A 16,641-nucleotide genomic window follows, 5' to 3' on the forward strand; every position below is an offset into this window, starting at 1 on the left:
TTCTTCCGAGCACGATCGCGCCAAGGATCTGATCGCCGAACTGGTCAACCAGGTGATGGAAGGCACGGTTGTCGTGTCCGAGAATCTGTCCGCGACCCTCGATGCCCGCATTGCGGAACTGGACAGTCTGATTTCCAGTCAGGTCAGCGCCATCATGCACGCTCCCGAATTCCAGAAGTTGGAGGGCAGCTGGACCGGGTTGAACTACCTGGTTCGCAACACCACCGTGGGCGAGAACCAGAAGATCAAGATCCTCAACGCAACCAAGAAGGAACTGGTCAAGGACTTCAACTCTGCGCTGGAATTCGACCAGAGTGCCATGTTCAAGAAGGTCTACGAAGAAGAGTTCGGCACCTTCGGTGGTGCGCCTTTCGGTGCCCTGCTGGGAGATTTCGAGATCACCCGCCAGCCGGAAGACATGTACTTCATTGAGCAGATGTCGCGCATCGCTGCGGCATCCCATGCCCCCTTCATTACCGCGGCCTCGCCTGAACTGTTCGGTCTGGAGACCTATGCCGATCTGGGCAAGCCGCGTGACTTGTCCAAGGTCTTCGACACCGTCGAATACGCGAAGTGGAAATCCTTCCGCGAATCCGAAGACTCGCGCTATGTCGGTCTGACGCTGCCGCGCTTCCTCGGTCGTCTGCCCTTCAATCCCAAGGATGGCACCACGGTCGAGGGTTTCAATTTCGTCGAGGATGTCGACGGCACCGATCACTCCAAGTACCTGTGGTGTAACGCTGCCTACGCGTTCGGCAGCAAGCTGACCAAGGCCTTCGAGGACTTCGGCTGGTGCGCAGCGATCCGTGGCGTGGAGGGTGGCGGCCTGGTGGAGGATCTGCCCACGCACACCTTCAAGACCGATGAGGGCGAAGTGGCCTTGAAGTGCCCCACCGAAATCGCCATTACCGACCGCCGCGAAAAAGAGCTTTCCGACCTCGGTTTCATCTCCCTGGTTCACTGCAAGAACACCGATTACGCCGCCTTCTTCGGTGCGCAGTCGGCGCAAAAGCCCAAGAAATACAACACGGACGCCGCCAATGCGAATGCGGTCCTGTCCTCGCAGTTGCAATACATCTTTGCTGTCTCGCGCATCGCTCACTACATGAAGTCGATGATGCGGGACAAGATAGGCAGCTTTGCTGCCGCTTCGAACGTCGAAGACTTCCTCAATCGCTGGATCGCGCAATACGTGCTGTTGGATGACAACGCCACGCAAGAAGCCAAAGCGCAATTCCCGCTACGTGAAGCTTCGGTACAGGTGTCGGAAGTGCCGGGACGGCCAGGCGTTTATCGCGCCGTGTCGTTCTTGCGTCCGCATTTTCAGTTAGATGAACTGTCTGTGTCGCTTCGGCTGGTTGCGGAGTTGCCGCAGGCAGGGAAATCTTAACTATTTTTCCTCCCTCTTGTTTACAGGATAAGTTATGGCAATTGACGTCTATCTGCAAATCGACGGCATCAAGGGTGAATCCACTGATGACCTGCACAAGGACTGGATCGAGTGCAAGACCGTGGACTGGCAAGTCTTGCAGCCGAAGTCTGCGACCGCATCGACCGGTGGTGGCCACACCGCCGAACGTTGCGAGCACAAGGACATCGTCTTCACCAAGGTGGCCGATCTGGCATCTCCTCTGCTGCTGCAAAACTCTTCATCGGGCAAGACCATCCCGAAGGCCAAGTTCGAATTCATGCGTGCCGATGGCAAGGGCGAGCGCGTGCGCTACTTCGAAATCGAACTGACCAACGTGATGATCAGCAGCGTCGCACCCACCATCGAGTCGGGCGAGATCCTGAATGAAGTGGTCGGTCTGAAGTACTCCACCGTCAAGTGGAAGTACACGCAACAGAAGAAGGATGGTGGTACCGCCGGCAATACCTCGGGTGGCTGGGATCTTTCGACCAACAAGGTCATCTGAGTCTGAGTTGCCGTAACGGATGAGCTGTCGCTAGAAGACTAGAAGAACAGTCCTCCAAAAGGGAAAAGGGATAAGACGTCCGCCGGTTCTCCGGCGGACTTCCGTTTTGATGATGCGTTCTAGTCGTTCCAAGATTCAATAAACCAGTCCGGGGGAAATCAAATGAAAGGTTTTGCGCCCAGCCTGTTTGACAAGCTGATGAACGAGGGGGCGAAATCTTCTTTCAGCCCTATCGTCAGTCGTCTGTCGATAGAAGAACTCAAGGATGCGGTGGCACGTGATCTCGAGGCCATGCTCAATACGCGCTCCGTCATTTCCGACGAGTTGCTGCAGCAATATCCCGAGTGCAGCGAATCCATCATCGCCTATGGCCTCAACGATTTCGCCGGCATGAGCCTGGCCAGCCTGGATGACCGCATGGCCATCTGTAGCGCGCTGGAACAAGCCATTACCCGCCACGAGCCACGCTTGCGCAATGTGAAGGCGACGCTGGAGATCCAGGAAGGCTCGATCAATCGTCTCAATTTCGCTATCACAGCCTTGCTGGTGGTCAATGCCGCCCGGGAGACGGTCAATTTCGATGCCGTGCTGCAGCCATCCACCTTGCAATACTCGATCAGCAAGTCGAGAACGACCCGCATAGGAGTTTAAGTGCAAGAGCTGCTACCTTATTACGAACGGGAACTGAGCTTCCTGCGGCGTTACTCCCGCGAGTTCTCCGAGCGCTATCCCAAGATTGCGGGCAGCCTGCTGATGGCAGGCGAGATATGTGAAGATCCGCATATCGAACGCATGATCCAGTCCTATGCACTGCTCAATGCACGTGTGTCCAAGCGACTGGACGATGATTATCCCGAATTCACCGAGGCCCTGTTCGAGGTCCTCTACCCGCATTACCTGCGTCCTTTCCCCTCGTGCTCGATTGCGCGCATGGATTCGGCTGCGTCGGCCGCACAACTGACCGGCGCCACCAGAATTCCCCGCGGCACGGCGCTGTCGACCCGCCCGGTCAAAGGCGTGGTCTGCCGCTTTCAGACGGTCTATGACGTCCCGGTTGCACCGATCCGGCTCTCGCAGGCCATCTTTGCTCCCATCATCGAAGCGCCCGAGGCGGTGGTGCTAGCTCCCACGATCACATCGTCGCTGTCCATCACCATTGATACCACGTCCGATCAGATCAACCTGGCCAAGCTGGGACTCGCCTCGTTACGCGTCTTCATCGATGGCGAGGCGTCCTTCTGCGCGGCGTTGCGCGACACGCTCTTCATGCGCAGTGTGTCGGCCTGGGCCGAGCTCCCCCACAGCGGACGTTGGGTCGCGCTGCGCAAGCTCCCCCTGGCAGAGGTCGGATTCGCCGAGGAAGATGCGCTGATCGACTTCCCCGCCCAATCACATCCAGCCTACCGATTGCTCACCGAGTACTTCGCCTTCCCGGAGAAATTCAACTTCTTTGATATCGACCTGGCCTCCATCCTGTCGGCACTGCCTGTCGGTACCAAGAGCTTCACCTTGCACCTGGGGCTGGCCGGGCTGCGTGCCGATTCACACATCGCCCGCCAACTGGGCGGCCTGGGTGCCGCCAACCTGCTCCTGGGATGCACTCCGGTCATCAACCTGTTCCAGCAGCGGGGCGATCCGATCAGGCTGACCCACGCCGGCGCCTACTATCCGGTCTTGCCCGATGCCCGGCGTGCATACGGCTACGAGGTCTATTCGATCGATTCGGTACAGCTGGTGCGGCAGACGCCGTCAGGTGAGTCGATCACGCATTTTCGCCCCTTCTATTCCCTGCATCACGGCCAGTCACCCGAGCAGGATGGTCATTACTGGGCCATGCGTCGCGACGAATTGGTGGCCTTGAAGAGCCCTGGTTATGAAACCGAGATCTGTATTGTCGACATCGACTTCGACCCGGCCAAGGTCGAGACCGATACGCTGAGCATCGAACTCACCTGCACCAATCGCGACCTGCCGGCCTTGCTGACCTACGGCTTGCCCGGTGGCGACCTGAGCATGGAAGGTGGCGGTGTCGTGCGTACCGCCGCCTTGCTGCGCAAGCCGACCCTGCCATCGCGCTTCGAGCGCGGCCGCGGGACGCAATGGCGACTGATTTCTCATCTCTCGCTCAATCACCTGTCGTTGATGCGCGGCGGACTGGAGGCTTTCCAGGAGATGCTGACGCTCTACGACCAGTCCAATTCGCCCATTTCGCAACGTCAGATCAGCGCCATCGCAGCCGTTGATCACAAGGCCACGACCGCGTGGTTGCCCGGCAATCCCTTCGCCAGTCTGGTGCGGGGTATCGAGGTCAAGCTGACGGTGGATGAAGAGGGTTTCGTCGGTAGTGGATTACACGCCTTCGCCGGCGTGATCGATCGCTTCATCAGCTTGTACGTCCACGCCAACAGCTTCTCGCAGTTGAGCGTGATATCCAAAAGAACAGGGGAGGAACTGTTGAAATGCAGGCCACGCAGCGGAGATTTGAGCCTAGCGTGATCGAGCGGATCTTTGCCGCTCCCCATCGCTTCCAGTTTTTCCAGGCCGTGCGCATGATCGAACTCTGGTTCAAGTGCAATGGCGTACCGCATGAACGCGCGGTGTGCGACTTCCTGCGCTTTGCCAACCGTACCGTGCTCGGTTTCCCCGCCAGCGAGATCGAGCGTATCGAAACCTATCCGCCACGCAGCGAAGAGGCGCTCTCGGTGAGCGCCATGGAACAGGCGCTGCGTAGCGGGCAGATGAAGTATGTGCGCCTGACGCCGACCTTCATGGGCTTTCTGGGCGGCAGCGGTACCTTGCCCGCGCACTACACCGAGCGTATCGCCCGGCACCAGATCGAGCAGCGTGATGATGGCCCGCGCGCTTTCCTGGACGCTTTCTCGACCCGTTCCCTGGCCTTGTTCTACCAGGCCTGGAGCAAATACCGGCTGGCCTTCCAGTACGAAACCGGACGTCGCGACAAATTCCTGCCCTTGTTGCTCTCGCTGTCGGGTCTGGGTTTTCGTTCACTGCGCGAGCGCCTGCGCACCGTCGATGGCAGCGGCGTGCGCGATGAGTCGCTGGCGCACTTCGCCGGGGCGTTCCGCCATCGTCCGGCTTCTGCGCCGTATATGCAGAAGGTGTTGGGTGAATATTTCTCGGTGCCTTTGCAGATCGAACAGTTCGTCGGCCATTGGTATGACGTGCCGCGCGAGCACCAGACCATGCTGGGCTCGACCAATTCGGCGCTGGGCACGGCCATGGCCGGTGAGCGCGTCTGGCAGCGTGACTTGCGGATGCGTCTGCGTATCGGGCCGCTGGCCATGCGCGACTTCGAGCAGTTCCTGCCGGGAGCACGGGCATCGGTTGCACTGGCCCGCATGTTAGGAATGTTCACAGGATCGACCTTGGAATATGAAGTGCAGTTGGTATTGCGCGCCCCGGACGTGCGCGGCATGGCCCTGGACGCCAAGCGCCAAGGCGGTCGCCTGGGATGGGATACCTTCATCTCGACGGAGCCGGAAACCCGGGACCGCGCCGATATCCGCTATGAAATTGCCGTGCAGTGACACACAACCGACCGTATCCATCACTAAACGCGATCGAACACGGTCGCGATCACCAGAGCAGGAAGGAAGAGCAGAATGGGCATCAACCTGAAGTCACTGATCAGCAAACTCAACGACACCGCCCGGATAGCCACTGAACGCGCCGCGACGCTGTGCATGTCCCGTGGCCAATATGAGGTGGACCTGGAACACCTGTTCCTGGCCCTGCTCGACCAGCCACAATCGGATTTCAGTCTCATCGCGCGCCGCAGTGGCATCAGCATCGACAGTCTGCAAGCCGATCTCGAACGTGAAATCGCCACCTTCAAGAATGGCAATACCCGCACCCCGGTCCTGTCGCCGCATCTGCAGACCTTGTTCGAACACGCCTGGTTGATCGCCTCGCTGGACGGCGGCAATCCGGCCATCCGCAGCGGCCATCTGCTGCTGGCACTGCTGACCCAGAGCGAGTTGTAGCAATTGGCCTATCGGGGTTCCAAGCTGTTTGCCAAGTTCAAGGTCGCCGAGCTCAAGCATGATCTGTACAAACTGACCGAAGGTTCCGTCGAAGCCCTTGCAGAAAGCGTTTCCGGGCAAGGCCCCCGCGGGCGATATGAACGAAAGCGCTGATCCGGTCGGGGAGATGAATGCGCGCCCTTCCGGTAAGACCCCGGCGCTCGACCAGTACACCACCCAGCTCACGCAACGCGCCCGCGATGGCAAGATCGACCCGGTGATCGGGCGCGATGGTGAGATCCGTCAGGCGGTCGACATCCTGTTGCGCCGTCGCCAGAACAATCCCATCCTCACTGGCGAAGCCGGCGTGGGCAAGACCGCCGTGGTCGAAGGCCTGGCCCTGCGCATTGCCGCCGGTGACGTACCGCAGGCCTTGCAGGGGGTGGAAATTCATACGCTGGACATGGGACTGCTGCAGGCGGGGGCGAGCGTGAAGGGCGAGTTCGAGAACCGCCTGAAGAACGTGATCGATGAGGTCAAGAAGAGCCCGCATCCGATCATCCTGTTCATCGACGAGGCCCACACCATGATCGGTGCCGGCGGCCAAGCCGGACAGAATGACGCGGCCAACCTGCTCAAGCCCGCGCTGGCACGCGGGGAGTTGCGCACCATTGCCGCTACTACCTGGAGGAATACAAGAAGTATTTCGAAAAGGATGCCGCACTGGCCCGGCGCTTCCAGGTCATCAAGGTGGAAGAACCGACCGAAGAGGTGGCCTGCGCCATGTTGCGGGCGATGGCGCCCTTGATGGAAAAGCATTTCGGCGTGCGCGTCTATGACGAAGCGATCAGCGAAGCGGTCCGTCTGTCGCATCGCTACATCAGTGGTCGGCAGTTACCGGACAAGGCCATCAGCGTGCTCGATACCGCTTGCGCCAAGGTGGCGCTCGGGCAGAATGCCACACCGGCACTGTTGGAAGGCGTAACCCGCCGGCTGGAGCGCATCGCTGCCGAGATGGCGGCCCTGGAGCGTGAAGCGGCCAGCGGATCGCTGCATGAAGCGCGCTTGACTGAGCTGCGTTCCCAGCATGAAGCAGCGCTGGCGGAACAAACGGATCTCAAGGCGCGGTGGGAGCAGGAACGCGGACTCAACGAGCGCATCCAGCAAGCCCGCGCCGCATTGGAAGACGCCAACCGCAACGGTCAAACCGGCCAGGATGCCGATGCAGCGCGGGCCGAACTCAAGCAACTGCTGGACGAATTGAAGCAGCACCAGGGCGAGACGCCGATGGTGCCGGTCCAGGTGGATGGTCATGTCGTGGCCGAGATTGTCGCCGGTTGGACAGGTATCCCGTTGGGCAAGATGGTCAAGGATGAGATCAAGACCGTGCTCGGCCTGGATGCCTTGCTGCGCGAGCGTGTATTGGGCCAACCCCAGGCCACCTCGGCGGTGGCCCAGCGCGTGCGCACCTCGCGCGCCAACCTGGACGATCCGGGCAAGCCCAAGGGCGTGTTCCTCTTCGTTGGACCGTCCGGCGTGGGCAAGACCGAGACGGCCCTGGCCCTGGCCGATGTGCTCTATGGCGGCGAGCGCAAGCTCATCACCATCAACATGAGCGAATACCAGGAGGCCCATACGGTGTCCGGCTTGAAGGGTTCGCCGCCTGGTTATGTCGGTTATGGCGAGGGTGGCGTGCTCACCGAAGCGGTACGGCGCAATCCGTATAGCGTCGTGCTGCTCGATGAAGTGGAAAAGGCCCACCCGGATGTCCTGGAACTGTTCTTCCAGGTCTTTGACAAGGGCGTGATGGATGATGGCGAAGGTCGCGAGATCGACTTCAAGAACACCATCATCATCCTCACCAGCAATGTGGCATCGGCCCAGATGATGCAAGCCTGCCTGAACAAGACGGCGCAGGAGCTGCCTACGCCGGATGAGCTGGACGCCCTGATCCGCCCGCAACTGGTGAAGGCGTTCAAGCCCGCCTTCCTGGGGCGACTGAAGGTGATCCCTTACTACCCGATTGCCGACGAAGTGCTGGTGGAAATCATCAAGCTCAAGCTCGGACGCATCGCCAAGCGCATTGCCGAGAACCACAAGGCCGAGTTCAGCTATGACAAGGCGCTGGTCGAGGCCGTCCTGGCGCGTTGCACCGAGGTCGATTCGGGCGCGCGCAATGTGGACAACATTCTCAATGGCAGCCTGTTGCCGGAAATCGCCGAGAGCGTACTGGCACGCATGGCCGAAGGGCAGGGCATCAGCAGCATCAAGGTGTCGGCCAGCAAGAAGGGCGATTTCAAGTACACCATCCAATAAATCCAGATCAGCAACGTGCCGACCATGAAACTACCTACCTTGAAATCCCTGCTGGGGAGCAAGCCCCCCACCTCCGCCATTGATCCGCTGCTCAAGCCCATCAATGACAACCACCCGGGTGGCGAGGACCTGTCCTTCACCGCCGACCTGGATGCCATCGCCGAGGCCCGCCGTTTCGATGATCCGACCCTGGACCAGGGGGAATGGGTCACCGACATCAAGGAAGCTGACTGGACCTTCGTCGAACAGCGCTGCGCCCAATTGATCGAAACCCGCAGCAAGGACTTGCGTCTGGCGGTCTGGTATAGCGAAGCGGCTTGCAAGACACGCGGCCTGCGCGGCCTGGGCGACGGCTTCCTGCTGGTGGCAGGCTTGTTCGATCATTTCTGGGATCACCTTTATCCGCCTTCCGAAGACGGCGACCACGATCGCCGCGTGGGCAACCTGACCTGGCTGTTGTCGCGGGCTGTGCAGATGTCGCGTGAGATTGCCTTGACCGAAGGGCGAGGCACGGCCTTTTCGCTGCTCGATTTTGATGCCGCCCGCACCCGGGCCGCCAATGCCGAACGTATCGCCAATGAGGGTGGTCAGCCGGAAGAAGGCGTGAAACTGGCCGTCATGGAATCGGCCCGCAAGCGCAGCTCGCACGCCTTCTACCAAGCCATGCTGGCCGATACCCAGTATGGCCTGCAATGCCTGGAACAACTTGAAAAGTCGGTGGATGCGCGCCTGGGCGTCGATGGTCCGGGATTTTCCGCCGCCCGCGAGGCCCTTACGCTGGTGCATGACACCGTGGTACGTTTCGCCGCCGATACCGGGCTGCGTTCGGCCTCGCCTGTAGAAGTCGAGACCGTCCAGGAGGATACGCCGGCAGCAGCAGAGCAAACGGTCGATGGCGGGGCGGCGCCCAACAGGTCGGCGCAGCACAATGGCCCCATCCGCACCCGGGCAGAAGCCATTGCGCAACTGCGGGCGGTCGCCGAATTCTTCCGCCGCACCGAGCCGCACAGTCCGGTTGCGCACCTGGCGGACAAGGCCGCGCAGTGGGGCGAGATGCCCTTACATGCCTGGCTCAAGACCGTCATCAAGGACAATGCTGCGCTGTCCCATGTGGAAGAATTGCTGGGTTTGCAACCACCACCCCAGGACTGATCCAGCTACGAATGCGGCGCAATGAAAAACGGAACCGGTGCCACTAGTGCGCCGGTTCCGTTTTTTTGTCAGCCTGCCATTGCGCACTACTTGGCGATGCGGAACTCGATGCGTCGATTCTTGGCGCGGCCTTCGGCAGTGGCGTTGGAGGCGACCGGACGGTCCGGCCCCTGGCCCGAGGTCGTCAACAGGCTTTCATCGACCCCCTTGGCGCTCAGGTAGGCCTTGACCGCATCGGCGCGGGCCAGCGACAGCGAGATGTTGCTGGCGCGCAGGCCCTCGTTGTCGGTATTGCCGATGATTTCCACACGTCGCCCCTTGAGCTTGAGCATGGTGGCTGCGATTTCATCGAGGATGCGTTTGCCTTCCGGGGTCAGCGTGGCCTGTCCACTCTCGAAGGAGACCACGCGATTGGCCAGGGCATTATCCAGCAGTCCCTGTTCCGAGGTCGATACACGCAGACCATTGTTGACCGTATAGGAAGAGTTGAGGCTGGCGGCCATCTCGCTGGCGATCTGCTGGCGCTGTGCTTCATTGGCGACTTCGCCGGTGATGCTTACGCTGGTGCCATCGATCTTCAACTGGCCCCGGCTGACCGCCTTCAGGCTGGGGGAGATCAGCTTTTGCACATGATTGTTCCAGTTGGCCGGCAAGACGACCTGGCCGACGGCGATCTGGTCCACCACGCGGTCGGTACCGTAGATTTCGCGCAGACGCGCCAGGGCGGTCGCTTTGCTGGCCTCATCGGGGACCGTGCCGGTGACCAGCACTTGGCCGGGGGCCGGCGTGGCGACGGGGGGGGCGACGTTTTGTGCCTGGCTGACGGTGCAGGCCAGCAAGGCCGCTGCCAGCAAGCTCAGGCGGCTGGGGGAGGAAAGAATATTCATATTCAAGATTCAGGCTCCGATGAAAGCTTCGCGGAACGAGCCCATGGCTGATTGCAGCGACAGGTCGGGATGGGCTAGGTAGCTGGAGAGTTTCTGGATGCCGTAGTCGCTGCCGACGTGTTCTTCGACCCAGTCGGCCTCGTCGAAGGCGATGTTGTGCTCGGCGCCGGCCTGGGTATCCATGATCGAATGCAGGGTGCGCGGCGAGGCACCGGAAAATCCGAGGAACATGCAGGGTTGCTCCTCCAGTCGGGTCAGGAACAGTGCCAGTTCGAAATCGGCCCGCGACAGGAAGGGCGTGATCAAGTGCATCCAGAAGCTGGCCACCAGGCCACGGTACATCGGATCACGTGGCAGCGGCAGGATCAGGTTCTTGTCCAGCCGGCTGGAGGTGCTGGCCATCACTGGCTGCAACAGCAGACCCAGCGCCAGCAACAGTTGACGCAGATTGCCGCTGAAGCCGGCCTGTTCCAGCATCTGCTGCAGCGATCCAGTGGTCTGCAGTTCCAGGAAATCGGTAAAGGCGGCGCTGTAGCCGGCGCTGTTGATGTCCAGTTCCAGCGTGGTCGAGGCCAGCGTCTGCAAGGCCTGGCCGGGATCGGGGGCGTTCAGTACAGCGTTGGTCAAGGATTCCAGGCGCGACCACAGGCGCGACAGGATCAGCGCACTGTTGCTCACGAAGGCCACCGGGTCTTCGACGTCGAAAGCGCTCATCGAGATGAAGGGAAAGCGGCGTTGTGACTGGTCGCCGCTGGCCCGCAAGTGGCCGGCCACGGCGCGTCGGCTGCGTGGGCCCATGACCACGAAGTGCAAGGGCTTGACGCTGTCATAGATGATTTTCCAGCGCGCATCGCGCGCGATCATTTCCATGGTCTGCGCCAGCCAGTTGTCCAGCAGCGTGATCAGGGCGGCGTTGTCGGTCGCCTTGATGAAGTCGCCGCGGGCCGGGATCTTGCCGAAATAGCCGATCTTGATGGGGGTGCCGGTTGCACTCATTGCGTAGCCCCTGTGGTGATTTGTTGTTGAGTTTGCGTCTGGGCTGTCGGTGCCACTGCGGCCGGAGTGTTGGGCGGGCTTGCCACTGGTTCGCCGCCGGCGATGGTTTCCGGCAGCTTCAGACCACGCAGGCCGGCGGTGCCACGGGCGGTGCCATTGGCGTTGCCGGAGACTTCGGCGCTGCTGATGATCTTCAGGTTCACCACCACCGTCACGCCGTCATTGGTCCAGGACAATTCGAAGACGCCATTGTCCTTGCGCTTGCGCTGGGCCGTGTTGATCAGGCGTTCCAGGCCGAAGCGGCCCGGCTGGTTGGCCACCTCCACGGTACGGCCGTCATAGGTGACCGCCGTCACGCGCGCACCCGGTGCGCCCTGCGGATTGGGCCAGACGAAGTTGGACCACTGGGCCTGGGTATTGCGATAGCGCAGTTGCTGGCCGTCGATTTCGATGGTGTACTCCAGCGCACCGGGCGCCGGCTGCGGCTGGATCTGGAACACCGTCTGGGCGTCGGCTGCGGCACTACCGCCATTGCCACCGGCACCGGCCGGGGTACTGATCCACTCGGCGAAGTTGGTAGTGATGGCCGGCGACAAGGTGATGCCCATGTCGGCCCACTTGCGCGGCGACAGCGTGTCTCCGCGCCGCACCACCAGCGGCCCCATGGCCGTAGTCACGAACTTGGAGATGGCGCCATTCTCGCCGAAGACGGTGCCGATCTCACCGCTGTTGGCTTCGATCTTGGAATTGGGCGAGAACGGATACTTGGCTGCCAGGTTGTTCTGGAAGGGTTCGTACACCTGGGCGCGCCAGATCTTGTTGACTTCGCCTTCGGTCGGGCGCACCAGGGCATTGAAGCCTTGTACCAGCGGACGCACCAGCAGCGGGCGCAGGGTGGTCTTCTGCTGGTCGTTCAGGCCCGGCAGCATTTCTTCATCGACGAACTTGAGCGAATCCGACAGTTCCGAGCCACTGCCTTCCAGCGTCTGCTGCATCAGTTGCTTGGCGCCCGGCCCGGTATCGCCCTGGTTCTTGATGGTGTTCAAGCGGGTGCGCAGCTTGGACAGGTTCTCCATGTAGCCGCGCATGAGCGAGGCTCCCTTGTCCTTGCTGACCACCAGCCTGGCCACGCCGGCGAACTCGCGGCCCACCGGGCCCATCGGAATGGCGGTGCTGCCATCGGTATTGAGCTGGGTCGGGACCGGCGCCGGCGAGCGGCGCAGGATGGTTTCCTTGAACCAGCCCATGAAGCCCTTGCTGGCGTTGGCCAGTCCGGCATCGACCAGCGAGGGATTATCCCAGGAGGTTTCGTCGTAGACCGTATTGATCACCTTGTTCAAGGGCGAAGTGATCGGATCTCCCAGACGGTTCATGGCATTGGTGGCGTCATCCAGGTTGCGCAATTCGACGATGCTCACGCCCTGCAGGAACTTCTGCCATTCACGCGCGTATTCGGTCTTGTATTGCGATACCAGGGCTTTCTGGATCTGCTCAGGGCTGCCTTCCAGCGTCAGGTCATCCTTGGTGGAGGTCTTGAGCACCCAGTCGGCGCTTTGCAGTTCCTTGTTGGCGGCTTCCTTGAAGGCATCCTGGACGAACTTTTCCCAGGCGTCGCGGGTGAAGGTGCCGGGGATGGCGTAGCTGCCCATCACCAGTTCCTTGTCCTTGTCGCCCACGATGCGCGCTACCGTCATGGAGGCGAAGCGGGCTGCGGCACGCGCCTTGACGTCGGCATACACGCGCTCGCGCGCCGGCATTCCGCGCACCACGCGACGCAGATTCTCGCGGGTCTGGTCAACCAGGGTCAGCTTGTTTTCGATGGTGGGCCAGGAAGGATCGTTGATCTGCTCCAGCGAGAAACTGATCAGGCGCTCGGCGCTGCGAATCATCTGTTCGCGCGGCATGGTGCCGCGATTGGTTTCCAGCCAGCCGCGCCAGAAGCGGGTGATTTGGTCGCTCAGGTGGCTCGATTCGGCACGCGACTTGTCGGCCAGCATCAGGTAGGTCTTCAGCGCGTTATAGGCATCTTCCACGCTGGTGGCCGAGCTGTCCTTGTAGGTACGCAGGGCATTGCCCGGCTGCACGCCGTTGTCGGCCACCGGCGTGATGCCACCGGCTTGGGGCGGACGCGACATCGGTTCCAGCTTGCCGGAGTTGGCGTTGACTTCCATGAGGTAGCTCTCAATGTTGGAGGCCACCGGTTTCAACATGATTTCCTTGATGCCGGCGAAGTATTCTTCCCGCAGCTTGCGCTCCAGCAGATCGCCCTGGTACAGCCCGAGGCCGACCGAGAGCGGGCGGCTGGCGCGATAGCGATCCAGTTGCTCGATGCGGTCCTGCAGGATTTCCAGGGCCTCGAAGCGCGATTGCAGGTCCAGGCGTTTTTCCTGCAGCTTGACGGCCTTGTCCATGTCGGCCTGCACGTTGGCGACCAACTGGCGATTGCCCATATAGGACCAGCTCCAGCCGCCCAGCAAGCCACCCAGCACCGTCACGGCCGCGAAGAAGGTGATATAGCGCATCCGGATCTTGTTGCGGCTGGTGTACTGCGCCACCAGTTGCTTGTCGGCGAAGATCACCTGCTTGAACAGGTTGTGCAGGAAGAAGCCGTGCTTGGAGGAGATCTCGCGCTGGGGCTTGTGTTCCAGCGTCAGTCCGAAACGGTCGGCAATGCGTTGCGAGGAAGCGCTCACGGTGGCGCCTTCCTGCAAGGCGCTGGTGAAGTAGAAACCACGGAAGACCGGCTTGAACTGGAACGGGTTTTCTTCGAACAGCGTGGTCACGAAGGAACGCAACGCGCCCTTGATGGCGGAAAACTCCAGCGGGAAGGTCAGCACGCCCGGTGCCAGGTTCTCGCCGCGCTTGACCGACATGTTGGCCAGGCTCATTTCCTTGAGGCCAGCATACAGCTCATCGAAACGTTCATCGAAGAATAGGCTCACTTCCTGGCCACTGCGCTTGCGGTCATAGGCCAGCGTGGCGCCCCACACCCGGTCGCGTTCGCTGCGTTCGGTATCGAGGAAGAATTCATTGAAGCCGGTGATCAGGTCGGCCTTGGTGAAGACCACGTAGACCGGGGCGAACACTTCCAGCTTCTCGGTCAGCTCCTGCACGCGCTGGCGCAGGTTCTTGGCCAGGTTGATGGCGAATTCGGGACGGTTGCCGGTCAGCTCGGCCACGCTCACCGCAATGATGATGCCGTTGATCGGCGCCTGCTTGCGATAGCGCTTGAGCAGGCCGAGGAAGCTGAACCATTCATTTCGGTCTTCTTCATACACCGAATAGCGCCCGGCGGTATCGAGCAGGATGCCGTCGGTGGTGAAGAACCAGTCACAATTGCGTGTACCCCCCACGCCATGGACGATCTTGCCGCTCTCATCGGCAAACGGGAATTGCAGACCCGAGTTGGCGATGGCGGTACTCTTGCCGGCGGCCGGGTTGCCGATCACCATGTACCACGGCAATTCATAGAGCGCTGCCGCGCCCGACTTCTGGCCCAGTTTGGAGGTCTTGATGGTGTTGATGGCTTCCAGCATCCGCGTGCGCAGCGCGGCCACGTCGTCGCGCTGGACCCCCTCGCTGCTGGCCGGTGCCGGCTGGCTGGCCTGCTTTTCCAGTACATCGCCCAGCTGGTTGGCGGCGCGGCGGGCCTTCCAGCGCTTGTAGAGCCAGACGGCCAGCCAGGCCAGTAGCAGCAGGCCGAGGATGACGGCGGCCCAGGTCAGGGCCACCTCCAACTGGTCGGCGCCGATGAAGAGGAAGGCGGCCAGTGCCACGAAGCCGATGATGATGAGGGTGCGCGTGTCGCTGAGGATGTGCCAGAGTCGTTGCATGATGTAGGCGCTTTGGAGTGGGAGTTATTGTTATGCGGTGGCGCTGCCGGGGACGGCTGCTGTCCCCGGGGCAGTGGTGGATGCAGCAGGAGCGCTGATGACGGGCGCACGGCTGAGGGCGATGACGGCCCGCTCATGCGCATCTTCGTTGCTCACGCACAGGCTGGGTTCGCCGCTCTGCTCGGTGGCGGCATGGGCCAGCACCAGGGCCGATAGCACCGTGCCCAGACCGGCCGAGCCGCAAGTGGCGCCGACCTTGATGCAATGTTTGCCCAGGTCGATTTCCGGTAGCACGGTCTCGCCCAGCTTCATGATTTCATCGGTACGGCTGGCACGCTGGTCGCCATCGGTGGCCAGCAGCGAGATCGCCTCGGCCGTTATTTCTGCATCGCGCAGCGCCGCCTGTGCCAGCTGTGTCAGCAATTGACCATCGATGCGGCGCGCCTGGTCGATCGACTGTTCATGACGGCCCAGGCTGCTCCGGTGCAGCAGCACCGGATCGGCGGTGCCCATGGCCAGCGCTTGCGTGGTGTCGGCCAGGATCAGACCGGCTGCGGCTTCACCGGGGGCTTTGCCGATGCTGGCGGGGCCGTGCAGCAATTGCTTGTCTTGCAGCCATGCTGCACGGGTGTCCTGACCCAGATTGGATTGCGCCGCAATGACCACGGCCAAGTAGGACGATGCCAGATAAGGGGAAGCTGCTGGCTGCGTGCATCGCGGCTGGTGGCGACCAGGCGATCCAGGTGCAGCAGCGGGTGGCCGGGTCAGCGGCCGCGGCGGGCAGCACCGTCATCTTATCGCTCGGCCAGCCTTGCTGCGCCACCAGCTCGCCCAGGCATTGGGCGGCTTGCTACCGTTGCGCGCTCGGCCAACTGGCCGGCAGCAGGGCCAGCAGGTGCAATTGCGGCAAGCCCACGCTCTCCTGCTGGTGACGGGGCGCCTGGCGGTACTCTTCCAGCAGGGGATGCCATTGCAGCCGGTCGCCCAGTTCTTGGGCGATATCGGCTGCCAGCGCCAGGCTGCGCCAAGCTTCATCGGCGTCTTCGGTGAGGGTAGGCTGGTTGGGGAAGCGCTGGTGTTGCCAGGCCAGGAAGGTTTCGCGCGTGGCTTCCGCATCGAGCTCGGCGATGCGCCCGGCGAGGATGGGGAAGTCCTCCGCATCGGTCAGTTCGCCATCCAGTGGCAAGCGCAGCGCCTGTGCCTGCATGTGTGCCACAAGGTTGGCCGCATCGGCACCGAAAGGGGAGCGCAGGGCAGTGGCGACGATGGCCAGGGTCCAGCGGCGTTCGGGATGCTGCGTCGGTTCAGCCGAAGCAGTGCCAGCTTGCGGCGCGGCTGGCGCTTCGGCTGCCTTGGCCGCAGCAGCGGCGGCCAAGCTCGTCCTGGCCTTGCTCACGCCCCATATCAGCAAGAGGAAGCCGGCAGGTAGCACCAGCAGGGAAAGGAGCACGTCACTGCCATCGGGCATGTGGTTGGCCCCGGACCAATAGGTGATGAACATCAGCCAGGTGACTCAAGAAAATTGCGCAGACCAGCAGGCCACGCTTGATTCATGTGC

At 61.7% G+C, this 16,641-nt stretch carries 11 protein-coding genes and 1 pseudogene; 7 read left to right on the plus strand and 5 right to left on the minus strand.

From position 1 onward, the window contains the following. From tssC to tssA, 7 genes and pseudogenes are all read left to right on the plus strand, one after another. A partial coding sequence (tssC, locus tag I5W_RS15210; RefSeq protein ID WP_044529863.1) for a type VI secretion system contractile sheath large subunit occupies positions 1-1,390 on the plus strand: 1,390 nt, incomplete at its 5' end. Between the two features lie 34 nt (positions 1,391-1,424). After that, on the plus strand, positions 1,425-1,916 hold the full coding sequence (locus tag I5W_RS15215; RefSeq protein WP_017452624.1) for an Hcp family type VI secretion system effector: 492 nt from the start codon (positions 1,425-1,427) through the stop codon (positions 1,914-1,916). Between the two features lie 162 nt (positions 1,917-2,078). Beyond that, positions 2,079-2,567, plus strand: a complete 489-nt coding sequence (gene tssE / locus I5W_RS15220; RefSeq protein ID WP_017452623.1) for a type VI secretion system baseplate subunit TssE — start codon at positions 2,079-2,081, stop codon at positions 2,565-2,567. Then, positions 2,568-4,412 carry a type VI secretion system baseplate subunit TssF gene (gene tssF / locus I5W_RS15225; RefSeq protein ID WP_044529864.1) on the plus strand — a complete coding sequence of 615 codons (1,845 nt, stop codon included), beginning with the start codon at positions 2,568-2,570 and terminating at the stop codon, positions 4,410-4,412. After that, entirely contained in the window at positions 4,376-5,464 is a 1,089-nt protein-coding gene (tssG, locus tag I5W_RS15230; RefSeq protein ID WP_044529865.1) for a type VI secretion system baseplate subunit TssG, read from the plus strand. Before tssF ends, tssG begins: the two co-directional genes overlap by 37 nt. A 75-nt stretch (positions 5,465-5,539) precedes the next feature. Next, positions 5,540-8,215 (plus strand): annotated as a pseudogene (gene tssH / locus I5W_RS15235) (type VI secretion system ATPase TssH). A gap of 24 nt (positions 8,216-8,239) precedes the next feature. After that, the gene (gene tssA / locus I5W_RS15240) at positions 8,240-9,367 is read left to right on the plus strand and encodes a type VI secretion system protein TssA (RefSeq protein ID WP_017452619.1); all 1,128 of its coding nucleotides are present in this window, start codon (positions 8,240-8,242) and stop codon (positions 9,365-9,367) included. An 86-nt stretch (positions 9,368-9,453) separates the two neighbouring features. Here tssA and I5W_RS15245 read toward each other — a convergent pair whose 3' ends face one another. The 5 genes from I5W_RS15245 to I5W_RS33430 all read right to left on the minus strand — a co-directional run bounded on the left by I5W_RS15245 (position 9,454) and on the right by I5W_RS33430 (position 16,584). Beyond that, a complete protein-coding gene (locus I5W_RS15245; RefSeq protein ID WP_044529866.1) occupies positions 9,454-10,254 on the minus strand; it encodes an OmpA family protein in 801 nt (266 codons plus the stop codon). A 9-nt stretch (positions 10,255-10,263) separates the two neighbouring features. After that, positions 10,264-11,250: a type VI secretion system-associated protein TagF gene (gene tagF, locus I5W_RS15250; protein WP_017452617.1), complete on the minus strand. Its 987-nt coding sequence runs from the start codon at positions 11,248-11,250 to the stop codon at positions 10,264-10,266. After that, a complete protein-coding gene (gene tssM / locus I5W_RS15255; protein ID WP_044529867.1) occupies positions 11,247-15,083 on the minus strand; it encodes a type VI secretion system membrane subunit TssM in 3,837 nt (1,278 codons plus the stop codon). The genes tagF and tssM overlap by 4 nt, the downstream gene beginning before the upstream one ends. Positions 15,084-15,113: 30 nt before the next feature. Then, on the minus strand, positions 15,114-15,755 hold the full coding sequence (locus tag I5W_RS33425) for a hypothetical protein (protein WP_252717040.1): 642 nt from the start codon (positions 15,753-15,755) through the stop codon (positions 15,114-15,116). Between the two features lie 178 nt (positions 15,756-15,933). Continuing rightward, positions 15,934-16,584, minus strand: coding sequence for a hypothetical protein (locus I5W_RS33430; protein ID WP_252717041.1), 651 nt, complete (start codon positions 16,582-16,584; stop codon positions 15,934-15,936). Between the last annotated feature and the right edge of the window lie 57 nt (positions 16,585-16,641).

This window comes from Herbaspirillum sp. B65, from assembly GCF_000333555.1.
Lineage (GTDB): Bacteria > Pseudomonadota > Gammaproteobacteria > Burkholderiales > Burkholderiaceae_D > Herbaspirillum > Herbaspirillum rubrisubalbicans.

Bases quoted from the DNA above. Each gene is read 5' to 3' on its own strand.
- I5W_RS15215 (WP_017452624.1), top strand. From the start codon at position 1,425: ATGGCAATTGACGTCTATCTGCAAATCGACGGCATCAAGGGTGAATCC.
- tssE (WP_017452623.1), top strand. From the start codon at position 2,079: ATGAAAGGTTTTGCGCCCAGCCTGTTTGACAAGCTGATGAACGAGGGG.
- tssG (WP_044529865.1), top strand. From the start codon at position 4,376: ATGCAGGCCACGCAGCGGAGATTTGAGCCTAGCGTGATCGAGCGGATC.
- tssA (WP_017452619.1), top strand. From the start codon at position 8,240: ATGAAACTACCTACCTTGAAATCCCTGCTGGGGAGCAAGCCCCCCACC.
- I5W_RS15245 (WP_044529866.1), bottom strand. From the start codon at position 10,254: ATGAATATTCTTTCCTCCCCCAGCCGCCTGAGCTTGCTGGCAGCGGCC.
- tagF (WP_017452617.1), bottom strand. From the start codon at position 11,250: ATGAGTGCAACCGGCACCCCCATCAAGATCGGCTATTTCGGCAAGATC.
- tssM (WP_044529867.1), bottom strand. From the start codon at position 15,083: ATGCAACGACTCTGGCACATCCTCAGCGACACGCGCACCCTCATCATC.
- I5W_RS33430 (WP_252717041.1), bottom strand. From the start codon at position 16,584: ATGTTCATCACCTATTGGTCCGGGGCCAACCACATGCCCGATGGCAGT.